Annotated in this window: 14 protein-coding genes; 4 read left to right on the top strand and 10 right to left on the bottom strand. The window is 40.3% G+C overall.

What is annotated here, in order from left to right; all coding sequences use genetic code 11:
- Window positions 1–2 precede the first annotated feature (2 nt).
- The 4 genes from BMW53_RS08550 to BMW53_RS08535 form a co-directional block, all read right to left on the bottom strand.
- Window positions 3–740, bottom strand: a complete 738-nt coding sequence (locus tag BMW53_RS08550) for a hypothetical protein (RefSeq protein WP_038558256.1) — start codon at window positions 738–740, stop codon at window positions 3–5.
- A gap of 7 nt (window positions 741–747) precedes the next feature.
- Complete coding sequence (locus BMW53_RS08545) at window positions 748–1,461, bottom strand: hypothetical protein (protein WP_038558258.1); 714 nt, start codon at window positions 1,459–1,461, stop codon at window positions 748–750.
- Window positions 1,462–1,794 (bottom strand): PadR family transcriptional regulator, encoded by a 333-nt coding sequence (locus BMW53_RS08540; protein WP_038558260.1) that lies wholly within the window; start codon window positions 1,792–1,794, stop codon window positions 1,462–1,464.
- Window positions 1,795–1,902: 108 nt separating this feature from the next.
- Window positions 1,903–3,342, bottom strand: coding sequence for a T9SS type B sorting domain-containing protein (locus tag BMW53_RS08535; protein ID WP_038558263.1), 1,440 nt, complete (start codon window positions 3,340–3,342; stop codon window positions 1,903–1,905).
- An 87-nt stretch (window positions 3,343–3,429) separates the two neighbouring features.
- On the opposite strand from BMW53_RS08535, the gene BMW53_RS08530 reads away from it, so the two are divergent.
- Together BMW53_RS08530 and BMW53_RS08525 are read left to right on the top strand one after the other, a co-directional pair.
- Window positions 3,430–4,440, top strand: a complete 1,011-nt coding sequence (locus BMW53_RS08530; protein ID WP_038558265.1) for an aspartate-semialdehyde dehydrogenase — start codon at window positions 3,430–3,432, stop codon at window positions 4,438–4,440.
- 129 nt (window positions 4,441–4,569) lie between these two features.
- Window positions 4,570–5,169 (top strand): 3'-5' exonuclease, encoded by a 600-nt coding sequence (locus BMW53_RS08525; protein ID WP_038558267.1) that lies wholly within the window; start codon window positions 4,570–4,572, stop codon window positions 5,167–5,169.
- Between the two features lie 117 nt (window positions 5,170–5,286).
- On the opposite strand, the gene serS is transcribed toward BMW53_RS08525, so the two are convergent.
- Window positions 5,287–6,561, bottom strand: a complete 1,275-nt coding sequence (serS, locus tag BMW53_RS08520) for a serine--tRNA ligase (RefSeq protein ID WP_038558269.1) — start codon at window positions 6,559–6,561, stop codon at window positions 5,287–5,289.
- Between the two features lie 182 nt (window positions 6,562–6,743).
- Between serS and BMW53_RS08515 the strand changes: the two genes are divergently transcribed.
- Complete coding sequence (locus BMW53_RS08515; protein ID WP_051567812.1) at window positions 6,744–7,796, top strand: alpha/beta hydrolase; 1,053 nt, start codon at window positions 6,744–6,746, stop codon at window positions 7,794–7,796.
- A 96-nt stretch (window positions 7,797–7,892) separates the two neighbouring features.
- Here BMW53_RS08515 and rpmA read toward each other — a convergent pair whose 3' ends face one another.
- Together rpmA and rplU are read right to left on the bottom strand one after the other, a co-directional pair.
- The gene (rpmA, locus tag BMW53_RS21605) at window positions 7,893–8,462 is read right to left on the bottom strand and encodes a 50S ribosomal protein L27 (RefSeq protein ID WP_081804821.1); all 570 of its coding nucleotides are present in this window, start codon (window positions 8,460–8,462) and stop codon (window positions 7,893–7,895) included.
- Window positions 8,463–8,481: 19 nt separating this feature from the next.
- Window positions 8,482–8,793: a 50S ribosomal protein L21 gene (gene rplU / locus BMW53_RS08500; protein ID WP_038564567.1), complete on the bottom strand. Its 312-nt coding sequence runs from the start codon at window positions 8,791–8,793 to the stop codon at window positions 8,482–8,484.
- Between the two features lie 302 nt (window positions 8,794–9,095).
- On the opposite strand from rplU, the gene BMW53_RS08495 reads away from it, so the two are divergent.
- Window positions 9,096–10,892: a sensor histidine kinase gene (locus tag BMW53_RS08495; protein ID WP_074780506.1), complete on the top strand. Its 1,797-nt coding sequence runs from the start codon at window positions 9,096–9,098 to the stop codon at window positions 10,890–10,892.
- A gap of 155 nt (window positions 10,893–11,047) precedes the next feature.
- Here BMW53_RS08495 and BMW53_RS08490 read toward each other — a convergent pair whose 3' ends face one another.
- From BMW53_RS08490 to BMW53_RS08480, 3 genes are read right to left on the bottom strand one after another with little or no spacing between them, the layout of a single operon-like run.
- Window positions 11,048–11,233 (bottom strand): hypothetical protein, encoded by a 186-nt coding sequence (locus BMW53_RS08490; protein ID WP_038558271.1) that lies wholly within the window; start codon window positions 11,231–11,233, stop codon window positions 11,048–11,050.
- A 10-nt stretch (window positions 11,234–11,243) separates the two neighbouring features.
- On the bottom strand, window positions 11,244–13,265 hold the full coding sequence (locus BMW53_RS08485) for a transglutaminase-like domain-containing protein (protein WP_038558273.1): 2,022 nt from the start codon (window positions 13,263–13,265) through the stop codon (window positions 11,244–11,246).
- Window positions 13,266–13,316: 51 nt separating this feature from the next.
- Window positions 13,317–14,057 (bottom strand): hypothetical protein, encoded by a 741-nt coding sequence (locus tag BMW53_RS08480; protein ID WP_038558275.1) that lies wholly within the window; start codon window positions 14,055–14,057, stop codon window positions 13,317–13,319.
- Window positions 14,058–14,059 lie beyond the last annotated feature (2 nt).

Below are 14,059 nucleotides of genomic sequence, written 5' to 3'. Positions count from 1 at the left end.
TTCTATTTTACAAATTCGGGAAATTGTTCGGTAAAATGTTGTTTGATTTTTTGAGAGGCATAGATTGAATAACTGTATGACAGAATTCCGAAACATACCATTAAAAATGATAGGCCGAAAATGAATAAACGCATTTTAAAGTCATTAAAAGAGAGCCCCTCCCAACCGCCTTCGGAAGATTTATCGAGGACAAAGAAATTTAAAATATTCAAGGGCAGAAACAGCACCATCCAAAACTGTTTGCATCGCATATTTAGTACTTCCAACAACAAAAACTTAGTGTTATTTTTTGCCTTAAGTTTTCCTTTTTTAGGAAACCAGAATAAATAGAAATAAGCCATTGCAGGAATGGTAAATGCGAAGAAAATTGTATACACAACTCTGAAATTTTCGGTTAGTATGATTGTGTTGAAAATCAGGTAGCTGAGGATGAATGTAATTAAAATTTGAGGCCAGCGAAAAAAGCTATAGAAATATTTAAAGTGCAGACGAGTATATTTTTTATTTAGTTCTTTTTTTCGGATTTCATAAATCCTACGAAATCCGTTGTGTCCAAACTTTTTGAAAGCACGTTTTAACGCGAACTCGAACGAAAGTTCCGGCCATTTTTCCCACTGTTCTTCAATTGCTGAAGCCAGGTGATCCACCAGTTCAACTTGTAAATCATAGTGAATGATATTCTGTTCGCGGCAAAACTGGAACAGTTGTTCGGATTCTTCCTGTGTAATTTGTCGGTTCATGGTACTTCTATTTTACAAATTCGGGAAATTGTTGAGTGAAATGTTGTTTGATTTTTTGCGGGATGTAAAAAAGATAAGCAAACAGAACTATGGTTGAGCTTACTATGAAAAAGGCGACCGGGAACAAAATAATAAAATTTGTTGGCATGCTTATGCTTTGTTTCTCAAGTATTTGAAATGGTAGATTTGCCCAAATAGGTAATTGGCATAGAAACATTGCAAAGTATTGAATGTGTTTAAGTTGGTTCAATAATAAAAAAGATTTTTCAGAATTGGGGGTTGTTTCATTTATTGATTTGTACCGAAGATGATAAATAAGATTGCCACAGACCAACACCAAAATATAAATAGCAAATAGCCAATGCAGTTGATGAACAATTTTAAACAGTAAAACTACTGCCAAAGTTAAGGCCAATGTTAACAGTGTTTTTGGCCAGTGATAGAATTCAAGCAGATAATGCCACAGAATACGGTTATACTTTCGGGTCAGTGCCCGTTGTTTTTGCTGTTTAACTTGTTGAAACCCGGTTGGCCCAAATTTTTGGAGTGCTTTATAAACGGCGTACTTAAAGGGATCTTCAGGTTTCTCTACCCAGTGTTGCTCAACTAATGATGCCAGATGGTCAACCAGCTCAATTTGTAAATCGTACTGCGGAACATCGTGATTTTCACAAACTTTAAAAAGATGTTCGGTTTCTTCTTTGGTTAGTGTTCGGTTCATTTATGCCAGTTTTGGGTTAATCAATACTTCCATGTTCGAGATGAAACTTTTCATTTCATTCAACAGGTTGGCGGTTTCTTTTTTCCCTTTTTCGGTGATATAATAATACTTCCGTACACGGTTGTTTACTTTGGCCATTTCAACACTCAACAATCCTTTGGCTTCCAGTTTGTGCAGGGTGGGGTAGAGTGCACCTTCGGTAACTTTAAGTTGTCCGCTGGTAATTTTTTCTACCTCGCGGGTAATCTGGTAGCCATACATTTTGCCTTGCTCCTTTAACAGCGAAAGCACAATAGTTGAAAGACTTCCCTTGTACAAGTTGTTTTTTTGCATGTATTAAAGTTATGAAAAATATAATACCTAAGCAAATTAGGTATGTCATTCTTCGGGACATGCGGTTTTTAACCGCATAATAAGTTGCGGTTGAAAACCGCAGATCCCTTATTCAAACCGATCGGTTAAAACCACTCCATCCTTAAAACGCTCTACTGTGCCGTCGGTATTAAAAACTTCAACCATTACAATGTAAGGGCCGATTGGTAACCTGTTTCCTGCTTCATCCTCTCCGTTCCATGAAATTTGTTCGTGCGTTCCCAAAATCGAATTATCAGCTAATTTGCATAGTCTGCGCCCCGCGGAATCGAATACCAGTATGTTGCAAATATAACCGGGGCTATCCATCGAAAGATCAATCGAGTACATGTCGTTATAACCATCGTTGTTGGGTGAAAAAGCTTCCGGCTGAAAAGTTACCGATATTTGTTGTGCTTCCTCATTCATCAATTGTGAATTCTGATAGCCGGGCGTTCCATAACCCGATTGTGTGGATGCCGAATGCCAGTTTTGTGCGTCGTTTGTTGGCTGTGTAAAGGAAATGCGTTCGAGTGCAATTCCCTCGCGATCGTAAAATAGGGGCGAATGCATTTTTTCGTAGTAGTAAAATTCGTCGATAATTTCCATATCGTAGTTTAGCAGAACCACGTAATCCTCGTCGTTATTAAACGACGGGAATTTTTCCATTTGCAGAAAACATTCGGGACAAGGAATTGTAAACCACGGAAAAACACCAAGCGTATCTTTGGTAAGCGCAAGATATTCGAAGGGTAGTAATTTCTGCTTTTCGCTGGTAAGTGCATAAACCTGGGTAAGCTCCAAATCGTTGTCGCGCGAGGCGAGGTAAAGTTTATTCAGCGGGATTTCTTTTTCCGAGTTATTGTAAATTTCCACATAATCGTCGCCATCGGGAACGGGATTAAAAAGTACTTCGTTCAAAACAATATCGCTGGGCTGGATAATAACCGGATTTTTCTCCTCGCCCGAAACAATCACTTCATCCAAAATAACTTTGTTCGATGAATAATGATTGTTCATATAAACCACGATTTGTAATTCATTTCCAACCAGTCCGGTTTGTTCAGCAACGGCCTGTCCCCAGTTTCCGCGATTATCGCTGTTGGTTTCAAAAGCTTGTTCTTCACCCTGATCGAGAACATAATATGCTTTCAGGTATTTCTGTTCTTCGTTGGTACTGCTGCCGGTTTCGTTGGCATTTAATTGGATGGAAATATTCTTATAAGCCGAAATATCGATAGTTTCCGAGCGCCAAATTACCTCTCCATTTATATCAACGCACTCAAAACGTCCGCCGGAAGTTGTAACTGTTTTGGCGTAATCATCTTCGTTTTCAAGCGTGATCAGGTTAAAATCGAGTGTCCATTCTGTAATGCCGGAGAAGTCTGAATCGATGCCCGTTCCATCGCTATTTCCCCAAGCGCCTTTGTTGGGAATGGAAAAACTTTCGTGCCAGATTTCCTGAGCATTTATCGGGTTGAAAAACAGGATAAAAGAGTATGTTAATAATTTTAGAAGATTGGGTTTCATAGCACTTACAATTAGAAGCAAAATACTAACTTTGACGCACATTTAGACAGAAAAAAACTTTAAATTTTAAAAAAAAATAAACAAAACATGAAAGTTGCAATTGTTGGCGTGAGCGGCGCTGTTGGACAGGAGTTCCTGAAAGTGCTTGCTGAAAGAGATTTCCCTATGGATGAGTTGGTATTATTTGGATCGGCAAGAAGTGCCGGTAAAACTTACGAATTTAAGGGTAAACAGCTTACAGTTAAAGAGCTCAAACACGGCGACGATTTTAAAGATATTGATATTGCACTAACTTCGGCAGGAGCCGGTGTTTCAAAAGAATATGCTGAAACCATTACCAAACACGGTGCGATAATGATCGACAACTCGAGCGCGTTCCGTTACGACGATGATGTGCCGTTGGTAGTTCCTGAAGTAAACCCGGAGGATTCTAAAATTCGTCCGCGCAATATTATTGCTAACCCGAACTGCTCAACCATTCAGATGGTTGTGGCGCTGAAACCGATCGAAGAACTATCGAAGATCAAACGTGTTCGGGTGGCTACTTACCAGGCAGCAAGTGGTGCCGGTGCACAGGGAATTGCCGAGCTGGAAGAGCAAACCAAAGAAGTGGTGGAAGGAAAACCGGTTACAGTAAATAAGTTCGCTCACCAGTTGGCCATGAATATCATCCCGCACATTGATGTTTTCCTGGATAACGATTACACCAAGGAAGAGATGAAAATGAACTGGGAGACTAAAAAAATTATGCACACCGATGCTGAGGTGAGTGCAACCTGCGTGCGTATTCCTGTGGCCCGTGCTCACTCGGAAGCCATTTGGGTAGAAACCGAAAAACCACTGACAGCAGAAGCTGTAACAAAAGCTTTCGAAGCATTTGAAGGTTTAACAGTGATCGATAATCCTGCCAAAAACGAGTATCCAATGCCCTTGTTCGTGAGTGGAAAAGATGATGTGTATGTTGGCCGTATCCGCCAGGATGTTACTGACCCGAATAGCATTACTTTCTGGTGTGTTGGCGACCAGATCAAAAAGGGTGCAGCGCTTAATGCCGTTCAGATTGCTGAGTGGCTGGTTGCTAATGGTGAAGTGAAATAAGACGTTGAAATAACGATATAAAAAGCCCGGAAGATTTGTTTCTTTCGGGCTTTTTCGTTGCTGCAAATTGTTCAGGCGTATAATTTATTCTATTTTTAGTGATCTGAAAAACACTAAACAAATCGTTTTATGAGCGAACATTATCTGTGTCTCGACCTGGAAATGTCGGGGCAAATACCAGGAGTTCATGATGTTATTCAAATCGGAGCAGTTTTGCTCGATGATAAATTTGAACAGATAAGTACTTTCGAGTCGCTGATTTATCCTGAAAATGAAGCTGATTTTGATCCGGGAAGTAAACGTATTCATGGTATTTCGCGCTTTGAGCTGGAGGAAGCACCCTCGCTGGAAGAAACAATAGAAGATTTAGAATACTGGTTGCAAGGAGAAGGAGGCTTCCCATCGAGGAAAGCGATGTGCGACATTAAAATTTGCGGACAGGGAATTAACAATGATATCAGCTTTTTAAAAGCGTCGTACGAAACGGTAAACCTAACCTGGCCTTTTGCTTACCAGTATATTGATTTGCAGGATATAATGTTGTTTTATAAAACAATATTGGAGGCCAATGGAAAGGAAGTGCCTAAAGGTCTTGGGCTTAACGCAATTGCCGAATACCTGGATATGGAACGTACACGAAATAAACACAATGCTTTGGAAGATGCCGAACTCACAGGGTATTGCTTGTCGGAACTTTTTAGGCGAGCCAAAGAAGTTAAGCTGCACTGAGCGGAGTTTGATGTGTAAAACAAAAGCCCGAAAAATACAATTTTTCGGGCTTTTGTTTCTTGGGATTCATCGGGTGACTATATGTTGTTAATAATAGTCATCCGATGAATAAAGTTTTTAGCTAATAATATCAAAACCAGTAAACGGAACCAAAGCTTCAGGAATTTTAATGCCTTCAGGAGTTTGGTTGTTTTCGAGCAGTGCCGCAACAATACGTGGCAATGCCAGCGCACTTCCGTTAAGGGTGTGTGCAATTTGTGGTTTTTTCACGCCTTCTTCGCGGAAACGTAATTTCAGACGGTTAGCCTGGAACGATTCGAAGTTGGAAACCGAACTTACTTCCAGCCATTTTTTCTGCGCTGCCGAGAATACCTCAAAATCGTATGTTAAAGCCGATGTGAAACTAATGTCGCCACCACATAGGCGAAGAATGCGGTAAGGTAAACCCAATTTGGCCACCAAACTTTCAACATGCGCTACCATTCCATCCAAAATTTCGTACGATTTTTCGGGATGCGCAATCTGAACGATTTCCACTTTATCGAACTGGTGCAGGCGGTTCAAACCGCGAACATCTTTACCGTACGAACCGGCTTCGCGACGGAAACAGGCACTGTAAGCGGTGTTTTTATAAGGCAGATCTTTGGCATCCAGAATTACATCGCGGTAAATGTTGGTTACCGGAACTTCTGCCGTTGGAATCAAATATAAATTGTCTTCGGTAATGTGGTACATCTGGCCTTCTTTGTCGGGCAGCTGGCCGGTTCCAAAACCCGATGCTTCGTTAACGGCCAATGGCGGTTGAATTTCTTCGTAACCGGCTTTTGATGCTTCGGCTAAAAAGAAATTGATAAGGGCACGTTGCAGTTGCGCTCCTTTGCCACGGTAAACCGGGAATCCTGCGCCGGTAAGTTTTACACCCAACTCAAAATCAATCAGGTTGTATTTAGTCGCCAGTTCCCAGTGTGGCAGTGCTTTCTCGTTCATTGCCGGAATTTCGCCAACTTGTTTTACCACCTCGTTGTCCGCTTCACCTTTTCCGGCCGGAACCGATTCGTGAGGTAAGTTAGGCAGTTGAACCTGTAAATCGTAAACTTTTGCTTCGATGGCTGCAAAATCAGCATCAAAGTTTTTAATGTTTTCTTTTAGCTCGGCAGTGCGTTCTTTTGCTGCGTTGGCTTCTTTGTGTTTGCCTTCGCGGAAAAGCAGACCAATTTCTTTCGAAATTTTATTCATTTCAGCTTTTGCCGAATCGGCTTCGCCCTGCAGCTTATTTTTTTGGGTATTAAGATCTATAATGTTTGAAACAATTTCCGAAGCATCGAAATTTTTGCGTTTTAGTTTTTCTATTACTAACTCCGGATTGTCTTGAATAAATTTTAAATTGAGCATGTCTTATCCATTTATTAGGCTGCAAATTTAATAAATGAATTGGCACTTTATGATTAAACCTATTTCTAATTTCCAATCTAATAGCAATAGTTTAAAACCCTGATTGTGAAATAAACAAATTGCCGTAATTTTTTAGGTGTATTCACGTAATCAGCTACTTTTATAAAACAAATAAAAAAACTATGAGAAAACTATCTTTATTCCTGTTAACTGTAATTGTGCTGACAGGTTCTGTAAATGTTCTTTTTGCTCAACCAGAAAAACAAGAACGAAAAGCGATTCCCGGGATGGGAAACCTGTTAATGCCAAATGAAATTAAACCTTGTGATAACAGTACCAGTATTGTGCTCGAAGGTATTTCCGGCACTCCAAAAATGCTTCGTGAGGTTCCTGAAAATCTTATGCTTACTGAAAATGTGATTTTTCACGAAACCAAAAGTTCTGATGGCGATCCAATGTCGATGAAAATGGATATTGTAAGGCCGGCAGATGATGAAATTTATCCGTGCGTTGTATTTATTACCGGTGGTGGTTTTATGTTTGCCCCGAAAAACAGCAGTTTATACAACCGCTGCGAAATTGCCAAAGCAGGATATGTAGTAGCAAGTATTGAGTATCATGTGGCAACGAACGGATTGTACAGCGATGCCGTGAAAGATACAAAAGCGGCTATTCGGTTTATGCGTGCCAATGCACAAAAATATGGTGTTAATCCCGACAAAGTGGCTGTTTGGGGAGAATCGGCAGGAGGTTACTTAACCGGAATGACGGGAACTTCGAATGGCGAATTAGCGTTTGAAGCGGGAGAAAACCTCGACCAAAGCAGCGATGTGCAGGCGGCCATTGTGGTTTTTGGTTTAAGCGATCTGACAAAAATTGGAGCCGATTACGATAAAGAAGCCGAAGAGGCACACTTTACAAAAGAAGCACCAGAAGCTATGTTTGTACATGGAAAAAACAGTGGATTAACGATTCTCGATAAACCTGAAGTGGTTGCCAAATCAAATCCGGTGAATTACGTGGATAAAAACGATCCGCCGTTTCTTTTAATTCACGGAACAGTTGATGCGCTGGTTTCTCCAAGCCAGAGTTTATTGCTGCACAACGCACTTCGTAAAGCAGGTGTTGAATCAACCCGCTATGCCATTGTTGGTGCCAATCATGGCGGAGGTCATTTTTCCGATCCGAAAGTGATTGAGATAATGGTTGACTTTTTGGATAAAACCTTAAAATAGAAACACGAAAATTCCCATAAAAAAAACTCCTGCCGTTACCGACAGGAGTTTTATATTTTCTTTGAGGGAGTTTAAACCCTCTGGTTTATCAATATCTTAAGCTAAACCTTTAGCTTCTTCAATCCAAGGTTGTGGATCTTTTGAAGCGTAGCGGCTTCCTGCAGCTTCAAGAACTTTCTGAATTGCTTCAACAGATGCTTCAGCAACTTCAGCATAAGTTGTAAAACCACCTTCAACCAATACTTCAGCTAATTTTGGTCCTACACCAGTTAATTTTGTAAGATCGTCGCCTTCAGCTGCTGCTTTTGCTTCAGCCTTAGGAGCTTCTTCTTTTACTTCTTCAACAACCGGAGCAGCTTCTTTTTTAGGAGCAGCTTTTGCAGGAGCTTCAGCAACTGCAACATCAGCATCAACAACCGGAGCTACTGATACATATGAGCGGTTATTTCTTTTCTTTCTGAATACAACAGTTCCGTCGATCAATGCAAACAAAGTATGGTCTTTACCAATACCTACATTGTCGCCGGGAAAATGTTGAGTACCACGCTGGCGAACAATAATATTACCAGCTTTAGCAAACTGACCTCCGTAAACTTTTACTCCCAGTCGTTTACTTTCCGATTCGCGTCCGTTTTTCGAACTACCTACACCTTTTTTGTGAGCCATGGTAAATTTCCTTTATTAATTATCCAACAATGGTTTCTACTTGAATTTGAGTAAATTGCTGACGGTGACCATTCATTTTTTGATAACTCTTACGACGTTTCTTTTTGAAAACAATCACTTTCTCGCCTTTTACATGTCCCAGCACTTTGGCTGTAATTTTAGCACCTTCTACGGTTGGTGTTCCAACGGCTACTTTTCCGTCGTTGTCAACCAGTAAAACTTTATCGAAATCAACCGATGCACCTTCTTCTGCATCCAGGTGATGTACGAAAAGTTTCTTGTCTTTTTCTACTTTGAATTGCTGTCCTGCAATTTCAACAATCGCGTACATAATTTCACTTTTAATGTTTACACCGTCAGGCGGATATCGCACCGGATTTCACTTATTCGAGCCTGATCGATTCAAAATTCGGACTGCAAAAGTAGTTAATTTTAGATAATTAGCAAATATTTGCATCTTTTTTGACCTTGATTTTACATCTTTAATTTCCTGAAATCTTAAAAGTTACTTCAAAAATACCTAAATCGATGATGTGTATTTTTTTATCGCTATTTATGATGTAATTTTGCCAGCCGTTAAAAAAATAGAAAACGGCCGTTTGTAAAAGGCTTTTCGAGGTTGCTAAACAGTGTATGCATAAACAGATTTACAGAACTTTTTTTAGAATTTTTATTCCCCTTTTTATTTTGTTTTCAGGTGTTGTTTTTTCGGTTAGAAAAATTCAGGACGATTCTGAGAAACAAATTTCATTAAGCTCAGAACAATTTGAAATCAACCAGAAATCAGAGATCATTCACCGCGATCTTAATTTTATTATTGGCGATCTGCAGATTATGGCTGCGATGAATTTATTTCGGGATGTATGGCGCGAAGAGGGTAACTCAGCGGTAAAACAAACCATATCATCGTTGTTTCGCAAAATAAGCCGAGAAAGGCAGCTTTACGATCAAATACGATTGATCGACAGTGAGGGCGATGAACTGGTACGGGTAAATTTAAACGATAGTGTAGCCTGGGTAGTTGCTGAAAAGGATTTGCAAAACAAACGCCAGCGACCTTATTTTTCGAATACTTTTAACCTTAAACGCGGCGAGATTTATGTGTCTCCATTCGACTTAAACATTGAAAACGACACCATTGAAATTCCCTTAAAACCTATGCTGCGTTTTGCTACGCCAGTGTTTGGTGAAAAGGGCGAAAAGAAAGGAGTATTGGTAATTAACTACCTGGGCGAGCATATGCTTCGAAACTCGGAAGCGGTTGGGAACAGGCGCTTTAAGGAGCATTTTATGTTGCTGAATAAAGATAGCTACTGGTTAAAGGCTCCCAATTCGGAACTCGAGTGGGGCTTTATGTTCGACGATAAAAAAACAGAAAACTTTCAATATTACTATCCCGAGGAGTGGAAAATTATTTCGACGCAAACTTCAGGGCAGTTTGAAAACGAACGCGGACTTTTTACATTTAATACCATTTATGCGTTAGAAAACAATAATCCTGAACTAGTATGGAGCGAGCAGGAAGCATTTCAGGCTACGCAAGATTATTATTGGAAAGCAGTATCGTTTGTTCCGCAAGCTGAATTGTACAAAAGCCAGAAGGCAAGAAATTTTCAGTTGTTAATCGTTTATATGTTGTTGGTAGCTCTGAGCGGATGGGGAGCCTGGGTGCTGGCGCGCTCAACAAACCGGCGCAAATTAGCGGAACAAAAAATTAAAAACAACCTGATAAAACTGCAGGAGTTGAATGCAGCAAAAGATCGTTTTTTCTCGATAATTGCACACGATCTTCGAAGTCCGTTTAACACCATGCTTGGTTTTGGTGAAATGCTGAAAGAGGAGGTGGATAATGGAAAAACAGAGCATGTAAAAGAATACACGCATTATCTTTATAGTGGCATACTGAAAACTTATAATTTGCTTAGTGAGTTGCTCGATTGGGCCAACCTGCAACGACAGAAGGTTGCTTTCGAACCCAAAATTATTGATGCAGAAAGTTGTGTGGATGAAACTTTCCAGATACTGGAATTAAGTGCCCAAAATAAAAAACTTACGTTGGTGAAGTTAATACCTGAAAATACGGAATTAACAGCCGACAGGAACATGTTTTGTACCATCGTTCGCAACCTGCTAAGCAATGCAGTAAAATTTACTTCTGAGGGTGGTACAATTACATTCTCGGCAAAATTTGTTAATGGGGAACATGTTTTTACCGTAGCCGATACTGGCGTTGGAATAAGCCCCGAGAACCTGGAAAGATTGTTTAAAGTTGATGAAAGTTTTTCAACAGCAGGCACCAACGAAGAATCAGGTACCGGACTGGGGCTTATTCTTTGTAAAGAGCTCGTGGAAAAACACGGTGGAGTAATCTGGGCCGAAAGCGAAACAGGAAAAGGAGCGGAATTTCATTTTACCATCCCGCTTCCTTAATCTCAGAAAGTTTTTGGGTTCATTTGCCATTGGTTTGCACCGTCAGGCGGATATCGCATCGGATTTCACTTCTTCGGGTCTGAACGATTCAAAATTCGGACTGCAGAAGTATTTATTTCCAGAGAATTAGCAAATAAGCACCAATAAATTGATGGCTAATTGACAAGCTTTTCAATTATTAGCAGGAAATCGACTTTGGCAGTGGCTCCCATTGGTCTGAAGATTGGCTTAACATTGGGGATAATCGACACTACTTCGCCGTGCAAATTATTTAAAAATTGCTCCAACATTTGCTGATCTTCGTTCATGTTAACTTTTAGTTTGTGCACTTTATATTCCATGGCTGTTGTTTTAAAGTTCAATTTGTTTTTTCAGATAAACATTAACGTAAACGTACATTCTAACAACTTCATTGGCATCATTTCTTTCAAACTCAACTTCATTTTTTCCCAGTTCATCTTTCCATAAGCCGGATTCAGTATGTTTCGGTAATTTTACGGTTTCATTCGTCAAAGGGTTTTTAAAAGCAAGTATCCCGTTTTCATAAACCACTTTAAAATCTGCACGGGCCTGAGCAAACCAGTAATTTCCTACAAGTGGCCTTATTTCGTCAGGCACATCGGATGGAATGCTGTCCTGTTCAAACTTTTTACCAAGCGGAATTACCTGTTGTAATTTCATCGTAGAAATGTTTCCATAGATGTCGTTTCCGAAAGAAAAGTTCAACTGCCGGGTAACTGTTGGATAAAACACGCCATTCTCATCGGGGGGATTAAGTGCAAGCACTTGTGCATTGGGAATATCAACGGCGAGGCTTCCATCTTGATATAGAATCTTAAAAATGCTGTTTCGTTCTTCAAAGGGGTAATTGCCGAGGTATTTTTTGTATTTTTCAGGAACTGTATTGTCAGCCGATTCATTCTCCATTTGATAATCCAGAATTTTCATTGCTTTCGGATTAAAGGAAGTTTTTTCACCCAAACGGATGTGTCCTGCATCTACAAAATCGAATTCATGTGCGGTGGCATCAATTGCTACCCATCCGGCATCGCCCATGTAAACCTCGGTCCAGGCGTGTTGGTAAAAGCAGCCACCTGCATACGAAATATACATGCATCCAATGGAAAGTCGGGCCGGAATACCAACTGCACGGCAAAAAGCTGCCAGCAATCGCGAATGCGAGCGGCATTCACCTTCGCGGGTGTTGTAAGTATTAATGGCTGATGTGCCGCCCGGAATGGCTCCCATAATATTTTCGCCAACCCAGGTGCTGAGTTTCACTGTAGCTTCCCAGGCATCTTTTGAATCTGCGGTGATTCGTTGCGCTTCTTCAACCAAAACAGGATGATCTGATTCAATCAGTCGTTCGGGTTCCAAATATTTTTTGAGTTTTTCATCCGAAAAATGAGGAGGGAAGGAGGGAGCATTTTCACCGGTGTAATGCTGTCGTTCAACTTCAAATACGCCTTCAATTAAATTATTGCTGACAGTGCCTTCGAACTTCTGCCCCGGAAAATTTAAGCTCTCAGTGGTAATTATTTCTCCTTCTGATTGTATCGATGCTTCAATTCTCATGGAAGAAATGGCGTGCACATTGGCGATAACTTTATTAACGCGGGCAAATAACAAATTGTCGACATCAACAACTTGTATCCTTTTTTTTAAGGATTCATCAGCCAGGTAAATCAGCCGGTTTGAAGTGCTTATTTTTAGCGCATGACTGTTTTTTTTATCCAACCAGAGTTTGGTGGTAATGCCGGTTTGGTGATTGAATTCTTCTAACACTGTAGCATTATAATTAGCTCCTGCCAATTCCAGTTGCTCTTCACCAATCCGTTTGTATGTTTTCGATATAATTTCTCCACTTTGAAAATCGAAAACCTTGTATGTTTTTTGATTTGCATCTCCACCGATAAAGTCGTTCATTAAATGCGGAAAAGAAAGTGGATTCTCCAGAATGACATCATCAGGCAATTTAATTTCCCGAGGTTCTCCATTTTCTGCAGTGGTGAAATACGCAACACCATTATCGAATTTAGTGCAGGAGTAGATTTCTGCATTGGTTTTAAAACGTTGTTCAACGAAAACCGGGAGTTCCGTTTCGGGCGTAATTAGTGCATGCTCAGTAATAATTAACTCTACATTTCCGCCCAGGGCACGTTGTTTTACCAGCGCCTCTGTATTTATGCTTAGTAATTTCCGGCCATCTTTTTCAGTAGAAGAAATGGTCATTTCAGAATAGCCGCAAAGTACACCGCTGATTTCAACAGCGAAAGTCATTCGTTTTGGCAGATCTTTAGCAGTCTGCCCGGCTGCTGCTACCCATAAAAAAACAGACAGCAATAGCCAGCTTATGGTTTTTATTGTTTTCATGGCAGTAAATTTTTGGTTGCTGAACAGTTCTTTTACTGTTCAATGTCCGGTTTATTTGGCGATAAAACCGATGTTTTTAAATACTATAATAAGCAGTAGAATTCCGAGAACGAGCACTAATGCCAGCAGTAGTTTGTTTGCCCGGTCGCGTTTTCGTTGCAGTTCAATGTTTTCAGAAACCAACTTCAGGTTCTGGTCATTAAGATCATTCAAGCAAATCTCAAGGTGTTTAATGTGGTATTTTACCTGTCCGTGGTTAACAACAAAGTTGAGGACTATTCCGAGAATAATGAAAGTTAAAAATACAACAAAGTCCACACCGTCGAGTGGTCGTACATAGCCGTAAGCTGCATAAAAATAAAGTAACGAACCTGCAATAAATACAAACAAGTAGGTTCCCGATACGGAAAGCAAAGTGGTAAAGAACTTTGTTTTCAGGTAAGTAAGCATCGAGGCCAGTTTATTGCGGGTAGTTTGTCCGTTGTCGGCCGCTTCAGAAAATCGGTTCAGCAATTTGTATTGCATAAAAATAAGCGGAATAAGTATTGCCACTCCTGCAACAGTAACCGACATTACATTGGTGGTTCCAAAATAAAGAACAAAATCAATGGCCAGCGCACACAGTGCCAGTGCTTTCAAAACAAGATCGAAAATGATCATGTTCCTTATTTTTTGGGTAGTATCGTTCGAGCGTCCCGAAATAAACTGTTCGATGGACGAGCTTTCGTAAGCCGAAGCTTCCATCAGGGTTTCTGCTTTGTTCCACATGTCTTTTAATTTTTTATCGTTCATGG

This window comes from Draconibacterium orientale (assembly GCF_900111425.1).
In the GTDB taxonomy this organism is placed as follows: domain Bacteria; phylum Bacteroidota; class Bacteroidia; order Bacteroidales; family Prolixibacteraceae; genus Draconibacterium; species Draconibacterium orientale.
The sequence above is the reverse complement of the archived record's forward strand: the minus strand, read 5'-3'. Positions and strand labels throughout refer to the sequence as shown.

Coding starts and splice junctions, on each gene's coding strand:
- BMW53_RS08480 (WP_038558275.1), bottom strand. CDS start 14,057: ATGAACGATAAAAAATTAAAAGACATGTGGAACAAAGCAGAAACCCTG.
- BMW53_RS08485 (WP_038558273.1), bottom strand. CDS start 13,265: ATGAAAACAATAAAAACCATAAGCTGGCTATTGCTGTCTGTTTTTTTA.
- BMW53_RS08550 (WP_038558256.1), bottom strand. CDS start 740: ATGAACCGACAAATTACACAGGAAGAATCCGAACAACTGTTCCAGTTT.
- BMW53_RS08515 (WP_051567812.1), top strand. CDS start 6,744: ATGAGAAAACTATCTTTATTCCTGTTAACTGTAATTGTGCTGACAGGT.
- BMW53_RS08545 (WP_038558258.1), bottom strand. CDS start 1,461: ATGAACCGAACACTAACCAAAGAAGAAACCGAACATCTTTTTAAAGTT.
- BMW53_RS08490 (WP_038558271.1), bottom strand. CDS start 11,233: ATGGAATATAAAGTGCACAAACTAAAAGTTAACATGAACGAAGATCAG.
- BMW53_RS08495 (WP_074780506.1), top strand. CDS start 9,096: ATGCATAAACAGATTTACAGAACTTTTTTTAGAATTTTTATTCCCCTT.
- rpmA (WP_081804821.1), bottom strand. CDS start 8,462: ATGGCTCACAAAAAAGGTGTAGGTAGTTCGAAAAACGGACGCGAATCG.
- rplU (WP_038564567.1), bottom strand. CDS start 8,793: ATGTACGCGATTGTTGAAATTGCAGGACAGCAATTCAAAGTAGAAAAA.
- BMW53_RS08540 (WP_038558260.1), bottom strand. CDS start 1,794: ATGCAAAAAAACAACTTGTACAAGGGAAGTCTTTCAACTATTGTGCTT.
- serS (WP_038558269.1), bottom strand. CDS start 6,561: ATGCTCAATTTAAAATTTATTCAAGACAATCCGGAGTTAGTAATAGAA.
- BMW53_RS08535 (WP_038558263.1), bottom strand. CDS start 3,342: ATGAAACCCAATCTTCTAAAATTATTAACATACTCTTTTATCCTGTTT.
- BMW53_RS08530 (WP_038558265.1), top strand. CDS start 3,430: ATGAAAGTTGCAATTGTTGGCGTGAGCGGCGCTGTTGGACAGGAGTTC.
- BMW53_RS08525 (WP_038558267.1), top strand. CDS start 4,570: ATGAGCGAACATTATCTGTGTCTCGACCTGGAAATGTCGGGGCAAATA.